The sequence below is a fragment of the Agrobacterium sp. 22117 genome (assembly GCF_052045735.1).
Lineage (GTDB): Bacteria > Pseudomonadota > Alphaproteobacteria > Rhizobiales > Rhizobiaceae > Agrobacterium > Agrobacterium cavarae.
In genome coordinates this window covers 63,919-78,751 of record NZ_JBQEPP010000002.1, presented here as the reverse complement: position 1 = coordinate 78,751, position 14,833 = coordinate 63,919, and the positions used below count along the sequence as shown (strand labels likewise).

The window sequence follows — 14,833 nt, the reverse complement described above, 5'->3', positions numbered from 1 at the left end:
AACAGAATTTCTTTGAACTGCCTTCTTCGCAAGCCTATATGAACGGCAACATTTTTGTCTGTCGCGGCACTCTGCCGCATATCGAGGTTTCCCATGACCGAAACAATGACCGAAGCAAACACCGCTGCTGCTGCAAAGCCCATTCCCGTCACCGTGCTGACCGGCTATCTGGGTGCCGGCAAGACCACCTTGCTCAATCGCATCCTGACCGAGAACCACGGCAAGAAATATGCGGTCATCGTCAACGAGTTCGGCGAAATCGGCATCGACAACGACCTGATCGTGGAATCCGACGAGGAAATCTACGAGATGAACAATGGCTGCATCTGCTGCACGGTGCGCGGTGACCTCATCCGCGTCGTGGAAGGCCTGATGCGCCGTCCGGGCCGCTTCGATGGCATCATTGTCGAAACCACCGGCCTTGCCGATCCGGTTCCCGTTGCCCAGACCTTCTTCATGGATGACGATGTGCGCGCCAAGACCGAGCTCGACGCCGTCGTCGCACTGGTCGATGCCAAGCACCTGCCGCTGCGCCTGAAGGACAGCCGCGAGGCCGAAGACCAGATCGCCTTTGCCGATGTCGTCGTCATCAACAAGAGCGACCTCGTCACCAAGGAAGAGCTGGCCCGCATCGAAGACATCGTGCGCGCCATCAACCCGTCCGCCCGCATCTACAAGACCGAACGCTCCGGCGTCGATCTTGCCCGCGTGCTGGACCAGGGCGCCTTCAACCTGGAGCGCGCGCTGGAAAACGATCCGCATTTCCTCGAGCACGGCCATGAAGACCATGCCTGCGGCCCGGATTGCGATCATCACCACCACGATCACGACCACCACCATCATGGGCATGATCACGGCCACGATCACCACCATCATGACCATGATCATCACGATCATGACCATCACCATGCGGCACCGTCTCCCATCCATGACGTGACGGTTCAGTCCATTTCGCTGCGCGGCGGCGAGATGAACCCGGAGCGCTTCTTCCCCTGGATCCAGAAGGTGACGCAGACCGATGGCCCGAACATTCTGCGCCTCAAGGGCATCATCGCCTTCAAGGGCGATGCCGAGCGTTATGTGGTGCAGGGCGTGCACATGATCATCGAGGGCGATCACCAGCGCCCGTGGAAGGACGGCGAAAAGCGCGAAAGCCGCCTCGTCTTCATCGGCCGTGAACTCGACCGCGAAAAACTGGAAGCGAGCTTCCACGCGTGTGAAGCGAAGGCGTAAGCATCCCCCTTCCGGGCCGGTCCAGTTCCACCTGGGCCGACCAAAGGGAAGCTTGGGCTCCGCCCTCTCCTGCGCGTCATCCTCGGCCCTCGGGTCAAGCCCGAGGGTAACCCGAGGATCCACGCCACACAGGGTGGACGAAAACCAACCACCCCATACCGCAGCCAAAACCCATACAGACGAAAGACTCATCGCCCATGCCAACCGTTGCTCCTCTTGACCTTGAAGGCCACGTCGTCGCGGCGCATTTTCTGGGCGATATCCCGCTGTTTGCTACCGCGGCTGGTACCATTCACCGTCTCGATGGCGGGGAAAAGGTAACGCAGGCCCATGAAGGCTTGCTCACCTGCATTCGTGATCCCTATAGCGCAACGCTTCTGACGGGCGGCGAAGACGGCAAGGTGCTGCGCATCGGTCATGATGGCGCGGTGACCGAGCTTGCCCATGTGCCGCGCAAGTGGATCAGCGTGGTGGCAGGTGGCCCGCAAAATGCCGTGGCCTATGCCGTTGGAAAATCAAGCTTCGTCAAGCTTGCGGACGGCACCACCAAGGAATTCAAGGAAGAGCGCACGGTCGAGGCGATTGCCTTTGCGCCAAAGGGTCTGCGTATCGCCGCTGCCCGCTACAACGGCGTGACTCTGCACTGGGTGGCGACCGCCGGCGATCCCGTCGATCTGGAATGGAAGGGTGCCCATACCGGCGTCACCTATTCTCCCGATGGCCGCTTCCTCGTCACCACCATGCAGGAAAATGCGCTGCATGGCTGGAAGCTCGAGGCGCCGAAGGGCGCTGACGCCCGCCATATGCGCATGACCGGCTATCCGGCCAAGGTCAAATCGCTCTCCTGGTCGCCCAAGGGCAAATGGCTTGCCTCTTCCGGCGCACCGGCCGCCATCGTCTGGCCCTTCTCCGGCAAGGATGGCCCGATGGGAAAGCCGCCGGAAGAGCTCGGCACACGCGGCAACATCATGGCCACGCAGGTGGCCTTCCACCCCAGCGACGACGTGCTCGCCATCGGCTTTATCGATGGCATGATCCTCGGCGTTCGCATGGCCGATGGCAAGGAAGCGCTGCTGCGCCGCCCCGGCAAGGGCGCGATCTCCGGCCTGTCCTGGAGCGCCACCGGCAAGCTGCTCGCCTTCGCTTCAGAGGCTGGCGATTGCGGCATCGTCGATATTTCGGCGTAACAAAAGACGTCTGCAGCGGTAGCGCATCCGGTGCTGAGATCAGCACCGGATGCGCCCGCTTCAACCTTCACCAGGTGAGCTCGACCTGCGCCCGTCCATCGGAGGTCCGCTCCGTGGTGCGACCGCTCGCATCCACATTGCAATGAACCCGCTGGCGAAAGGCCGAGAAGCTGTCGAAGGTGACGACATCGACCGGATCGTCGAAATGCATCGTCAGACGATAGCGCTCCGGATCGCCGCCAAGCGATTGCACGCCAAGGATTGCGCCGGTGAAAGGCTGGCCGAGATAGTAGCCGCTGACCCGTGAGCCCAGCATATAGGGATTGAAGGGCGGGCGATTGCCGACGGCGGCATGCAGCGTGTTCCAGTCGCGATAGCCATATTGCGCCGCGATCAGTTCCAGCGCGCGTGAATGGCCGATGGCCGTGCCTTCGTCAGCAAGGCTGGCGCGAAGACGCTTCGCCTGATCCTTCAGCGTATCGAGACTGGGTAGAGGTGGTATCTTGTTCCGCATGGCGGTTCTCCTGCATCGGCATACAGTGTCGAGGAGGGGTCCGCATTGCTACCGTCTGCATGCCTGAAAAAGGAATGACCGTATCGGAGGTTTGACACAGAGAGTTTCACCAAAGCATGGATGCTCGCGGACGGCAGGCACTCTCAACCTGCCGCAGTGTTTAGCGGATTTGTGAGGAGCGGTCAATTTGCGTCTGGTCGAGCACCCGAATGACGAAGGGGCGCCGCAGAACTTGCGCGGCACCCCCAGCCCTCCCAGGCCTCAGAACCGATAGGTCACACCCGCACCCACCAGCCATGGATCAATCTTCGCCTTGCCGCTGATGTCACCGAAGGCGTCGCTCGTCGCCGTCCACTTGGTATCGAGAAAAATCTTCTTCACGTCGAAGTTCACGCCCCAGTTCTTCGTCACCATATAGTCGAAGCCCACCTGAAGTGCTGCGCCGAAGTCGTTCTTGACGTCGAGATTGCTGAAGCCCGGCTTTTCGCTCTGGTGATAGAAGAGCGAGTAGTTCACGCCCGCACCCACATAGGGCTTGAAGGCGCCGAAATCGGTGAAGTGATATTGCAGCGTCAAGGTCGGCGGCAGAAGCCAGGTCTTGCCGACATCGATTTCGCCGAGCGCGCCTGTCGTGTTGATCCTGGAAAAGGTCGTGCCGAGAATGAGTTCGGCAGCGATGTTGTCGGTGAAGAAGTAGCTGATATCGAATTCCGGGATCACCGTGTCCGAATAGGAGAGCCCAGCACCCGGCACGCCGTTGATCGTGCCGCTGTCATGGGTGAGAACACCGAGCGCCCGAACGCGGATCATCCACGGGCTTGCCGCAGCGATCGCTTCTTCAGCCGTGGGGGCCGGCGCAATTTGTGCCAGGTCCGCCGCGAAGGCAATGCCGGGCAGAGCGCAGCACAAAAGCGGAAGGATGGCTTTTCGGATGGTCGCAAACACGTTTTCTCTCCTTGATCAGATCGATGAACACGCGTCTTCGCTTCGCGCCCGCAAAGCTTGGACTCGGCGCAAAAGAGCGGAGAAGGTGTGTCGCGCCTTTCCTATCTCTTCGAACGACTGAGGCATTTGAGGTGGATCAAATCGCATGGGAAGGCGCAAGCCCTGGCGCCTTTTGCTCTGGGAGGCCAGAGATTTAAGAAACCTTTAACCACGCTAAAACAGATTATTATTATTAACTATAATTAGTTCGATCTAAACCTATCTTCGCGACGTTATTTCCCGGACTCAAGCTATGACCCTAATGCCGCATCTGGCGATCGAGGGCCCGGAGAAAGACAACCATGCGAGTTTCCATTTCAGCGGCCATCACAGCCACAGGCATTGCCCTGATTGCAGGCGTGCTTCTGACACTTCTGACAGGCGCTGAGGCGCTAAACAGGTTGAAGGTGAATGGCCCGATCTATCAGGACATCATCTACAGCAAGGACCTGATCGCCGATATTCTGCCGCCGCCGCTGTATGTCATCGAAAGCTATGCGCTTGCCAATGAAAGCGCCTTGCATACCGATACGCTGAACACCAACGCAGCACGAATGAAGGTTCTGAAAGACCAATATGAAGACCGTCGCCAATACTGGAAGACGACCACCCTGCCAGATGCCCTGAAGGCCAAGCTTTTCGATGATGTGCTGGTCAAGGGCGACGATTTCTGGCGCGAAATGGAAACCACAACGCTCCCTGCCCTTTTTGCCAATGATCGTGCGGCCATTACCGCATCCTTGAGCGCGCTGCGGGCGAAATTCCATCTGCATGAAGCTGCCGTCAACCAACTGGTGGAGATGGGCAATGTCTTCGGCACGGAGAAGGAGGCCTATGCTGCTTCGCAGACCACCCTGCTACAGGGCGCAAGCTATGGCCTTGGGTTCTTCCTCATTCTTCTGTGCATCGCCTCCACGCTCTTTACCAGACGCCGCGCCATCCGCCCGCTGGGCGACATGACCCACGCCATGACGACGATGGCAGGTGGCGACCTGACGAACGCTCCGCCGCACCTTGGCCGCAAGGACGAGATCGGCGCCATTGCAAAGGCGCTTGCCATCTTCCGCGATGCGGGGTTGGAGAAAAGACGGCTGGAAGCGCAAGCCGAGGAGGCGCGCCAGGCAAGCGATGCCGAACGCCAGGAGCGCGAACGTGAGCGTCTTGCCGATGCCGACGCGCTTCGTTTTGCTGTCGAGCAACTGGGCGGTGGCTTGAGCCAGCTCGCAAATGGCGATCTGAGCCGCAATCTCGAACAGCCCTTCCATCCGCGCTTCGAAACCCTGCGACAGAATTTCAACGAGTCGGTCGCAACGTTGCGCTCGACGCTTCGGGAGGTTCTGTCGGAGACCGTCCAATTGAACCGACAGGGGCAGGAACTGCGTGGCGGCGCCGACAATCTGGCGCGCCGCACCGAGCAGCAGGCAGCCGCGCTGGAAGAAACCGCCGCAGCCCTGGAGCAGGTCACCTCTACCGGCAAGGCCTCGGTATCGCGCGTGGAAGACATGCGCAATCTGGTCAAGGATGCGCGCAACTCCGCCGTCCATTCCTCCGCTGTCGTTGGTGAGGCGATTTCGGCCATGAGCCGCATCGAGACGGCATCGGGTGAAATAGGCTCCATCATCGGCGTCATCGAAGGCATTGCCTTCCAGACCAATCTTCTGGCGCTGAATGCCGGTGTTGAAGCGGCGCGTGCGGGCGATGCCGGAAAGGGCTTTGCCGTCGTGGCGCAGGAGGTGCGCGATCTGGCGCAACGCGCTGCCGCCGCCGCCAAGGAAATCAAGCAGCTGGTCGCCAGATCCAGCCAGGAAGTGGCAGGCGGCGTCGATCTCGTTCAGTCGACCGGTTCGGTTCTGGCCGAAATCCAGGCCGTGGTATCGCGCATCGATCTCAACATCGACGCCATCGCAACCGCCGCTCGCGAACAATCCGTCGGTCTTGCCGAGATCAACACCAGCGTCAACACGCTGGACCAGATGACGCAGCACAATGCCGCCATGGTGGAAGAAACCAACGCCGCCACCCAGACGCTGGCAGATGCCGCCCACACGCTCGCCTCGCTCGCAGGCCGGTTCCAGATCGCCGGCAACGACCAGGCGCAGGTCCAGCGCGCCGCGTAATCCGGATGGTATGATGGCATGGCGGCACCCTCCGCCCTGCCCCCACAAGTGAGATATCGACCTGAAGCGTGGAGCGGTTTTGAAACACCGCAACACGCTTCAGCCTTTTCTGCGTCCCATAAAGCACGCTCTCGACGCACCCTTGCCGTCATCGCAAAGTCAAATACGATCAAGCGCACCAGCCTCCGATCCGCGATAAGGACCGGGTGAAGCACGGGAGAGCCCATGGCCGTTGTTGAAAGACTGATCTGGCAGTTAGAAACGGATTTGCACACAGACCTGTCCCTGACCTCGCTGTCTGAGCGTTGCGCGGTCAATGTCCATCACATGTGCCGGATCTTTCAACTGGCCACAGGCATGTCGATCATGAGCTACGCGCGCGCCCGCAGATTATCCAAGGCGGCACGCGCCGTCGCTCATGGTCAGGACAACATCATCGCCATCGCACTCGATGCTGGCTATGGTTCTCACGAGGCATTCACACGTGCCTTCGCACATTGCTTCGGCATCACGCCAAGCGCTCTGCGAAGCCATCGATCCATCGCCACTCTCGATCTCATGGAGCCTTTTGAAATGAACAAGGATATGATTGTTCCGGTTGCTGCCCCCCGCCAGGAAGAACGCGGCGCGTTGCGGGTGGTGGGACTTGGCATCGACTGCGCCTTTGGCAACACCGGCGCGATACCGGCACTCTGGCAGGCCTTCAACGCCCGCGAAAACGAGGTGGAAAACGCCGTGCCGGGAGCCTTATACGGGGTCTGCTGCATGGGGGACGGCGCCGGCAATTTCCGCTATATCGCGGGAGTAGAGGCAAAAGGCTCGACATCCGGGATGGAGCATATCGATATCCCCGCACACCGATATGCCGTCTTCACCCATAGCGGCCATATCTCGGACTTTGCCAAGACAGTCTATACGATCTGGAACAAGGCACTGCCCGACGCTGGCCTGAAGAGCGCACAGGCCCCGGACTTCGAACGCTACGATCACCGCTCCGATGGGCGCACCGGTCGCGGCGAGGTGGAAATCTGGATACCGATCGTCTCGTGAGTGGATTGCAGGATTGGCCGGGAAGCAGCAGCCCACCCGCAAATAAGAAGAGCCGCCCCCATACCGGGAACGGCTCTCTCATTTCACACAGTCAAATGGCAGACCTCAGGGACTGTTTGTCGATCAGGAAAAGCGACGACCGCTCGCCACCAGCATGCCGGCGGCACCATCCAGCCAACCCGCCTTCAGTTCCAGCGCCAGAAAGCGGTTGCGCTCGAAGGGGCCAGGCATGACGAGGTGCTGGGTCTTGTTCGCGAAGAAGCCGAAGCGTTCGTAGTACGGCGCGTCACCCACAAGCAGGATTGCGCCGTGGCCGCGGCGGGCAGCTTCAGCGATTGCCGCGCGCATCAGCCCCGAGCCGATACCCTTGCCCTCATGGGCGGCATCGACGGCGAGCGGTCCGAGCAGCAGGGCGGCAACCGGGCGGCCTTCGCGGGTCACGCCCGCCTCGACGTTCCACAGGCGCACGGTGCCGATGACATGGGCATCCTCATCACGGGCAACCAGCGCCAGACCTTCGGCAGGCACACGGCCGGCGCGCAGCTTCTCGGAAGACTTGCGGCGGCGGCCGGGACCCATGGCGCGGTCCAGCAGGTTTTCGCGCGCGACGATGTCGCCGGCGTTTTCGGTCTCGATGAAGAATGTCTGCGGCGTGAAGAATGCACGAACCGAATTGAGAACAGCGGCCATCCCGGCCTCCCGTTACCAAGCCGCCCACGAAAGCGGCACCTGCCAGAAACATGTCGCGCAACCATCTTGCAACGACAAGGAATGAACCGTTCCGGCCCGGCGCGCGCCGCAAGCTTATCCCTCGACTGGACAGAGGATTGGCAAGCAGGGTGTGCGCCAGGCCCGGGCGTCAGCCGGGCCGGAACGGGAAGATCCGGGAGAACGCCATCCGCCCCAACGGGCGGCGTCTCGCGCAGATCACATTGCTTTGGATCGAGAAAACCCTGAGACGGGTTTAGATCACATAGGCCTTCAAGGGCTCGAAGCCGTTGAAAGCGACCGCCGAATAGGTGGTCGTGTAGGCGCCCGTTCCTTCGATCAGAACTTCGTCGCCGATGGTCAGCGAGACCGGCAGCGGGTACATGTTCTTCTCGTAGAGCACATCGGCGCTGTCGCAGGTCGGACCGGCCAGAACGCAAGGCTCCATCGTGTCCTCATCGCGCGTGGTGCGGATGGGGTAGCGGATGGCTTCGTCCATGGTTTCGGCCAGACCGCCGAACTTGCCGATGTCCAGGAACACCCAGCGATGGTTGTCATTGTCGGACTTGCGTGAGACGAGAACGACTTCCGCCTTGATCACGCCCGCATTGCCAACCATGCCACGGCCCGGCTCGATGATGGTCTTCGGGATCTGGTTGCCGAAGTGCTTGCGCAGCGCCGTGTCGATTGCCTGGCCGTATTCTTCAGCGGCGGGAACGTCGCGAAGATACTTGGTCGGAAAACCGCCGCCCATATTGACCATCTGCAGGTGGATGCCCTGCTTGGCAAGAGAGGCGAAGACGCGCTTGGCATCGCCAACGGCTGCATCCCATGCGTCGAGGTTCATCATCTGCGAACCGACATGGAAGGACACGCCGTAGGATTCCAGACCCAGCTGGTGTGCATAGACCAGAACATCGACAGCCATCTGCGGCACGCAGCCGAACTTGCGAGACAGCGGCCATTCGGCACCTTCGCCATCGGTCAGAACGCGGCAGAATACGCGCGCACCGGGAGCGGCACGGGCAACCTTCTCGACTTCCTCATGGCTGTCCACGGCGAAGAGATCGATGCCGAGCGCGTGAGCGCGTGCAACATCGCGTTCCTTCTTGATGGTGTTGCCGAAGGAGATGCGGTCGGAGGTCGCACCGGCATCGAGCGCCATCTGGATTTCAGCCACGGAGGCGCAATCGAAGTTGGAGCCCATGGAGGCGAGCAGCGACAGAATTTCAGGAGCCGGGTTGGCCTTGACGGCGTAATAGATCGCGCTGTTCGGCAGGGCATGCCGGAACGCATGGAAGTTGTCACGCACGACGTCGAGATCGACCACAAGGCAGGGACCTTCGGGACGGCGGGTATTGATGAAGTCGAGGATGCGAGCAGTCGTCATCGTTGTGTTCCCTAACTTGATCCGGCTCCGGAAAATTCCGGAGGACAAAGAACGCTCGAGATATGCAAGACGAATCAGCCGGTGGAGGCGCAGATTCATTCGCATACGCTCAAGGCGCAAATATGAACAACGCCCTGCCAGGAGCATTATTCGGCTTTGTCTGCCATGGGATTGGAGGGAATCATACCCAACCGCACTTACGGCAATGATGGTGTGCCTCTTCAGTACCCCGGCTGATGGAAAGCCGGCAGAGAACCAGAAAGGCCCGCACCGTCGTTGCTTCGTATGTCCTCGCATATCCGGTTGGCCGGAACAGCGACTGGAGGGGTTAATTCCAGGTACCTTACCGAACTCCTCACCACATCGAGGGTCGGCGGACACACATGGGCACGTGCGACTTTGGGCAGACAGGGAGATAAGAATATTCGCCGTCATAATCAAGAGGATTTTTTCAGCATGTCGCGAATTTTTTCGGCAGTGCTTTTCCTGTTGGACAGTGGATTCCAATCGTTCAATTATATGGAACGAACAGGAGTTTATGAATGGACACGCTGACGCGCATTCGCGCCTTTATCGACGTGGTCGAAGCGGAAGGTTTTTCGGCCGCCGCACGCAAGACCGGACGCTCCAAGGCGCTGCTGTCCAAATATGTCCGGGAGCTGGAAGACGATCTCGGCGCGCTGCTTCTCAACCGCACCACACGGCAGTTTTCGCTGACGGAAGCCGGCCATACCTATTACCGCACCGCCTCCGACATTCTGAAAGAGATCGACAATCTTGCCGACCTGGTACGCGAGAAGAATTCCGATCTGAAGGGCAAGCTGAGGCTTTCGGTGCCGCGCACCTTCATCGATGCCGATGTCGGCCAGAGCCTCATCGATTTCGCCCGCGAAAACCCCGAGCTTTCCATGGAGATCGTCGCCGACGACCGCTTCGTCGATCTGATCGAAGAAGGATTCGACCTCGCCATCCGCATCACCAAGCTGGAGGATTCCGGCCTGATTGCCCGCAAGCTGTCGGATTTTCGCGTTCACGCGGTGGCGACACCGGATTTCGTCGCCCGCCATGGGCCACTGGAAAACCCGCAGGATCTCGGAAAAGTCCCCTGCATCATCGATACCAATTCCCGCTTCCAGAACCACATCCGCTATTTCGAGCCGGGCGGCGGCACCAACTCGGTGGCAACGCGCGGGCCGATCGAGGTTAACAGCCCGCAGGCCACGCTGCGCGCCGCGCGCTCTGGGTTAGGCGTCGCCATCGTGCCGGACTTCATCGCCCGCCCACATATCCAGTCGGGCGAGCTTGTGACGCTTTTCGATGATTATATTTCCCGCGATCGCGGCATTTACGCGGTCTATCCGCACCGGCGCTATCTGCCGGCCAAGGTGCGCAGCTTCGTCGATTATCTGTCCAACTGGTTCCGAAAGAACGGTTGATCGGCTGGCCGCCGAAATTCAGACCCAATTTGTTATAGAGTAACCGCAGATTCGCCCGAGGATAAACGCGGCCCATGAAAAAACGTCTTCTGCCAATGGCCGCCTGCGCCGCCGCCTGTCTTGCGCCGCTCACCGCCTTCGCCCATCCGCATATTTTTGCCGAAGCCCGCATGGAAATCATCGAAGGCGCGGATGGCAATGTGCAGGAAGTGCGCAACATCTGGCGCTTCGACGAGATGTTTTCCGCAAGCGTGGTGCTGGATTACGACAAGAACAGCGACGCCAAGCTCGACAAGGAAGAGCTCGCCGAAATCGGCAACACGGTGCATGAATCGCTGGCGGAATATTCCTATTACACCTTCATCGCGGTGAACGGAAAGAACATCGACTTCAACAAGCCGGACGTCATCCATGTGGATTACAAGGATGGCCAGATCCTGATGTTCTTCTCGGTCAAGCCGAAAAACCCGCTGCCGGTGAAGGGCAAGCTCTCCTTCGGCGCCTGGGACCCGACCATGTATACGGCCATCGATTTTGCCAAGGACACCGACATCGTGGTGAAGGGTCCGCATCTGGCCGCCTGCAAACACAAGGTGGTGCGCCCGGACCCGGATGAAATCATCGCCCAGAACCAGAGCAGTCTCACCGACGCCTTCTTCAACGACCCGACCGGCACCGACATGACCAAGCTCTTTGCGACAAGACTGGAACTGCAATGCTAGAGGATGGCGTTTCACCACAGGGAGCCCGGCAGGCTGAGGGATTGATGATTACCCTGAAACGCTCGCTTTGGGTCATCCTCGGGCTTGACCCGAGGATCCATGTTTTCAACGGCTCATGGATGGTCAGGTCACCCTGGGGAGTGACCATGACGCCGGAGAGGTCATTGGGTTGGCAAGACTCCTCCCGCCGCGCAGACGCGCGACGACTGGATTCCTCTCACAAGGACAGGAATGAGGGAAGCAAGCTTCTCCTCGCGCTCACCACCCTCACCCTTCTCTTCGCCTCCCTCAGCATCGCCCACGCCCAATCGCCGCTCGGCATCGGCTCGGCCGAACCTTCCATTTCCGTCGGCGGGCCGCTGGCACCCTTCTTCCAGTGGATCAACGTCCACCAGCAGAGCTTCTACCGCGCGCTGACCGGCGCGCTGAAAGCCATGCGCGAAGACCCCTGGGCGCTGACCTCGCTGATCGGCCTCTCCTTTGCCTATGGCGTATTCCATGCGGCCGGCCCCGGCCATGGCAAGGCGGTGATCTCCTCCTACATGATCGCCAACGAGACGCAGCTGAAACGCGGCATCCTGATCTCCTTCGTCTCGGCGCTGATCCAAGGCGTCGTCGCCATCGGCCTCGTCGTCGCGGCCTATTTCGTGCTGCGCGGCACCTCCATCACAATGACCAAGGCGACGCAGGCGATGGAAATTGCCAGCTTTGCCATGGTCGCGCTCTTCGGCGCCTGGCTCTTGGCGCGCAAGATCTGGAGCATGCTGCATCGGCGCGCTGACCATCACGCGCTCGCATCCCCGCAAACGCCCGCACCGGCCCTTGCCGCATCGTCATCGGCCTCACCTCTTACAAGCGCCAGCCTGTCCGCCAGCCCCGTGCTCTCGTTCAAGGCAGCCGAAAACGGAACGACCGGCTTCGGGGAGACCGCAAGCTCAGCGCCCCGCCGCACCGGCATGGGCAGCGGCTTGCGCTTCCAGGGCCAGCCGGTCTTTGCCGATCACGCCCAAAGCGGCAGCGGCGATCTCTGCGATGCCTGCGGCAAGGCGCATGCGCCCGACCCCCTGCTCTTCCAGTCCCGCACCTTCAGCCTCACCGAAGCCTGGTCGGCCATTGTGGCGGTGGGCCTGCGCCCCTGCTCCGGCGCCATCATCGTCATGAGCTTTTCCATGCTGAACGGCCTGCTGCTCGGCGGCATGCTCTCGGTGCTTGCCATGTCCATCGGCACCGCCATCACCGTCTCACTCCTCGCCATCCTCGCCGTCACCGCCAAGGACGCCGCCATCCGCTACGCCGGAACCGGCAGCCGCCGCGCCTCAAGGATCGCCAATGGGATCGAGATTGCGGGCGCGCTGGTGGTGCTGTTGATGGGACTGGCTTTGTTGGGGGCGTCGTTGCAGGCGTGAGGCTTTGCCGGACAGCAGCCCGCTAGGCTCTGCTCGCCTTATTGATTTTCACAGCTTTCGGTGAAGCTGTGGCGCTGACTGCACTTTCTGTCTTGTTACGTCCGTTATCCTTGGCCTCGTAAAGCAGCCTGTCGGCGCGTTCATAGAGGGAGGCTAGGTCTCCGTCGCCGGAAATAGACATGAGCAGATGCACCGCCTCCAGCGCACTTCTGCGCGACAACAGATATTGAGGAAGCACACGATCCGCTGTGATATAGAACCGAAGCAGCACCCGCTCGGCGTCGATCGAAAGTTTCTTCCGTGCGCTGAAGCACAGCACCTCTGCTCATCCCGAGCAACCGCCACGAGGTCTTCCGAAAACGAGGCGGTAGTCCAACAGGTGACACGGATATTGGCGGAATCGGCAGCAGCGGTAACGGTAGCGCTAAGGAGTGCCGCCGTCACCAAAAGCAGAGAGGCCATCAGACCCTTAAAGAAGCTGCCCGGAATTATGTGCTGATGCTAATGGAGAAACCTTCTGATAGCGTTAAGGGGGGTGCAGCTCGTAACGGTCCCGCGCGCCTCAGCCAAGGCTTCCATTCTCAGGCGGGGGCGTCATCGGCCGACCGTTGGCGAGCAGCGCCCACCTCTCGTGGTCACGCCACGATCCCTCGACTTTCAAATACTGAGTTGAAAATCCTTCCTTCTTGAAGCCCACCTGTTTTATCAACGACAGAGAGGCAATGTTTTCGGGCTGAATGTTCGCCTCCAGCCTGTGCAGGCCGAGATCATCAAAAACATGACAACAAGCATTGCGGACGCCCTCAGTCATGAAGCCTTTGCGTGACCAATCCACCATGCCGTAATAGCTTAGATACGCGCTTCGAAATACGCCCCAAACGATCTCACTGATGTTCACGACACCGACGATTGCGTCGCTCTCGGCCTCTCGAACCACGTAACCTAGATTCGGCCCGGTCAGAGTTCTTCCGTACCAAGCATCAAAACCTTCGCGATCGACGAAGGGTTTAACCCATGGCGAATGGAAAGCAGCGCTTCTTCGGTTTGCATCGATGAGTGCATCCGCATCCGCGGGCAAGATGCGTGAAAGTTTAATTTTTGACATTCCTTCAACTCAACAGCTTCTGTCGCCTGAGAACTGCTCTTACGCTTTTAGCGCGCATTGGATGTTGTGAACTACTGCGTTGTATTACTGCAGCGAAGGCTATCCCTTCGCCTTCGGCTTCTTTGCGAGCGTTTTAGGCACCTCAGGCGTGAAAGCGAGCCCCGGCTCCTCCTCAAGCGAGTAAACCTTGGTGATCAATCCAGTTTTGAGTGCCTCTTCATCCAGCACGTGGTAAAGACCATGCGGCGTGGCCAGTCCCATCATGGCGAAAACGTCTTTGGATTGAACACCCATGGCGTCAAGATAAGTACCCAACTTCTCTTTAATGCGGTCGTCCTTGCGGGTGGAGATGGCATCGAGATTGCGCTTGTTCACAGGTCCATAGTTTCGGTCTTTCTTGCCGTTTGTAATCTGGTGGAGACCGATCGATGTGTTAGGCGCTGCCGCACGGTTGACGCCGCCCGCAACGACTAATGGACAAGCAGAAAAGCAATAGGCCCCGCCGCTGCGCACTGTGCCAGAGGACCAGCCGCCCTTGACCATTTTCTCCTTGCACCGCGGATCAAGCATTGGACAATCGTTCAGTTGGGTGCGTCCGATAGCGGTATCGAGCTTGCGGTTGCGGATCATCTGGCCAATTGCCAAAGCGGCGTCGACGTCACCTCCGACAGATTGGATGACGATGGGAAGTTTACGGTTCTTCAGCGTCGACAGAAAAGCGGCAAACCGCGTCGGTGTGGCGTACGTTATCGCTCCCTCTGCCGAAACCCACTGCACGCATGAGTTGCTGCAATCCCCGTCAGAGACGAGGATAAAATTCATTGGCCGATCACCAGGATCATCGGCGGCTGCGGCGTATGTTCTCAACAAGGTGATGAGGGCCAGCGCAAAGACGCCGCTCGAGAATTGTACGAACCGGGCCAATTTTGGCATGGACATCCCCCAGATGATCGCCAATTCTACGCCAATCCAATCGGCGTC

At 59.8% G+C, this 14,833-nt stretch carries 14 protein-coding genes; 7 read left to right on the top strand and 7 right to left on the bottom strand.

Annotated elements, in window-relative coordinates; all coding sequences use genetic code 11:
- Window positions 1-93: 93 nt before the first annotated feature.
- Window positions 94-1,233, top strand: a complete 1,140-nt coding sequence (locus tag ACTJKV_RS04730; protein WP_440598492.1) for a CobW family GTP-binding protein — start codon at window positions 94-96, stop codon at window positions 1,231-1,233.
- A 197-nt stretch (window positions 1,234-1,430) separates the two neighbouring features.
- Window positions 1,431-2,420: a WD40 repeat domain-containing protein gene (locus ACTJKV_RS04725; RefSeq protein ID WP_313592669.1), complete on the top strand. Its 990-nt coding sequence runs from the start codon at window positions 1,431-1,433 to the stop codon at window positions 2,418-2,420.
- A gap of 67 nt (window positions 2,421-2,487) precedes the next feature.
- Here the strand turns inward: ACTJKV_RS04725 and ACTJKV_RS04720 are convergent, their stop codons facing one another.
- Window positions 2,488-2,934, bottom strand: a complete 447-nt coding sequence (locus tag ACTJKV_RS04720) for a glyoxalase superfamily protein (protein WP_440598491.1) — start codon at window positions 2,932-2,934, stop codon at window positions 2,488-2,490.
- A gap of 261 nt (window positions 2,935-3,195) precedes the next feature.
- The gene (locus tag ACTJKV_RS04715) at window positions 3,196-3,879 is read right to left on the bottom strand and encodes an OmpW/AlkL family protein (protein ID WP_062427803.1); all 684 of its coding nucleotides are present in this window, start codon (window positions 3,877-3,879) and stop codon (window positions 3,196-3,198) included.
- A gap of 341 nt (window positions 3,880-4,220) precedes the next feature.
- On the opposite strand from ACTJKV_RS04715, the gene ACTJKV_RS04710 reads away from it, so the two are divergent.
- Both ACTJKV_RS04710 and ACTJKV_RS04705 read left to right on the top strand, forming a co-directional pair.
- Window positions 4,221-6,035: a methyl-accepting chemotaxis protein gene (locus ACTJKV_RS04710; protein WP_062427802.1), complete on the top strand. Its 1,815-nt coding sequence runs from the start codon at window positions 4,221-4,223 to the stop codon at window positions 6,033-6,035.
- Between the two features lie 225 nt (window positions 6,036-6,260).
- Window positions 6,261-7,085 (top strand): AraC family transcriptional regulator, encoded by an 825-nt coding sequence (locus ACTJKV_RS04705; RefSeq protein ID WP_062427801.1) that lies wholly within the window; start codon window positions 6,261-6,263, stop codon window positions 7,083-7,085.
- A gap of 123 nt (window positions 7,086-7,208) precedes the next feature.
- Here the strand turns inward: ACTJKV_RS04705 and ACTJKV_RS04700 are convergent, their stop codons facing one another.
- Together ACTJKV_RS04700 and odc2 are read right to left on the bottom strand one after the other, a co-directional pair.
- A complete protein-coding gene (locus tag ACTJKV_RS04700) occupies window positions 7,209-7,775 on the bottom strand; it encodes a GNAT family N-acetyltransferase (RefSeq protein WP_062427800.1) in 567 nt (188 codons plus the stop codon).
- Window positions 7,776-8,049: 274 nt separating this feature from the next.
- Window positions 8,050-9,183, bottom strand: a complete 1,134-nt coding sequence (gene odc2, locus ACTJKV_RS04695; RefSeq protein ID WP_062439396.1) for an ornithine/lysine decarboxylase — start codon at window positions 9,181-9,183, stop codon at window positions 8,050-8,052.
- A gap of 542 nt (window positions 9,184-9,725) precedes the next feature.
- On the opposite strand from odc2, the gene ACTJKV_RS04690 reads away from it, so the two are divergent.
- The 3 genes from ACTJKV_RS04690 to ACTJKV_RS04680 all read left to right on the top strand — a co-directional run bounded on the left by ACTJKV_RS04690 (window position 9,726) and on the right by ACTJKV_RS04680 (window position 12,747).
- Window positions 9,726-10,619 carry a LysR family transcriptional regulator gene (locus tag ACTJKV_RS04690; protein ID WP_062427799.1) on the top strand — a complete coding sequence of 298 codons (894 nt, stop codon included), beginning with the start codon at window positions 9,726-9,728 and terminating at the stop codon, window positions 10,617-10,619.
- 74 nt (window positions 10,620-10,693) lie between these two features.
- Window positions 10,694-11,341: a DUF1007 family protein gene (locus ACTJKV_RS04685; RefSeq protein WP_111849346.1), complete on the top strand. Its 648-nt coding sequence runs from the start codon at window positions 10,694-10,696 to the stop codon at window positions 11,339-11,341.
- A gap of 293 nt (window positions 11,342-11,634) precedes the next feature.
- Window positions 11,635-12,747, top strand: coding sequence for a nickel/cobalt transporter (locus ACTJKV_RS04680; RefSeq protein WP_274103307.1), 1,113 nt, complete (start codon window positions 11,635-11,637; stop codon window positions 12,745-12,747).
- Between the two features lie 22 nt (window positions 12,748-12,769).
- Here ACTJKV_RS04680 and ACTJKV_RS04675 read toward each other — a convergent pair whose 3' ends face one another.
- The 3 genes from ACTJKV_RS04675 to ACTJKV_RS04665 all read right to left on the bottom strand — a co-directional run bounded on the left by ACTJKV_RS04675 (window position 12,770) and on the right by ACTJKV_RS04665 (window position 14,785).
- Window positions 12,770-13,066 (bottom strand): hypothetical protein, encoded by a 297-nt coding sequence (locus tag ACTJKV_RS04675; protein WP_062427797.1) that lies wholly within the window; start codon window positions 13,064-13,066, stop codon window positions 12,770-12,772.
- 243 nt (window positions 13,067-13,309) lie between these two features.
- Window positions 13,310-13,852 (bottom strand): GNAT family N-acetyltransferase, encoded by a 543-nt coding sequence (locus ACTJKV_RS04670; protein WP_113180916.1) that lies wholly within the window; start codon window positions 13,850-13,852, stop codon window positions 13,310-13,312.
- Window positions 13,853-13,951: 99 nt separating this feature from the next.
- The gene (locus tag ACTJKV_RS04665) at window positions 13,952-14,785 is read right to left on the bottom strand and encodes a hypothetical protein (protein ID WP_274102993.1); all 834 of its coding nucleotides are present in this window, start codon (window positions 14,783-14,785) and stop codon (window positions 13,952-13,954) included.
- Window positions 14,786-14,833 lie beyond the last annotated feature (48 nt).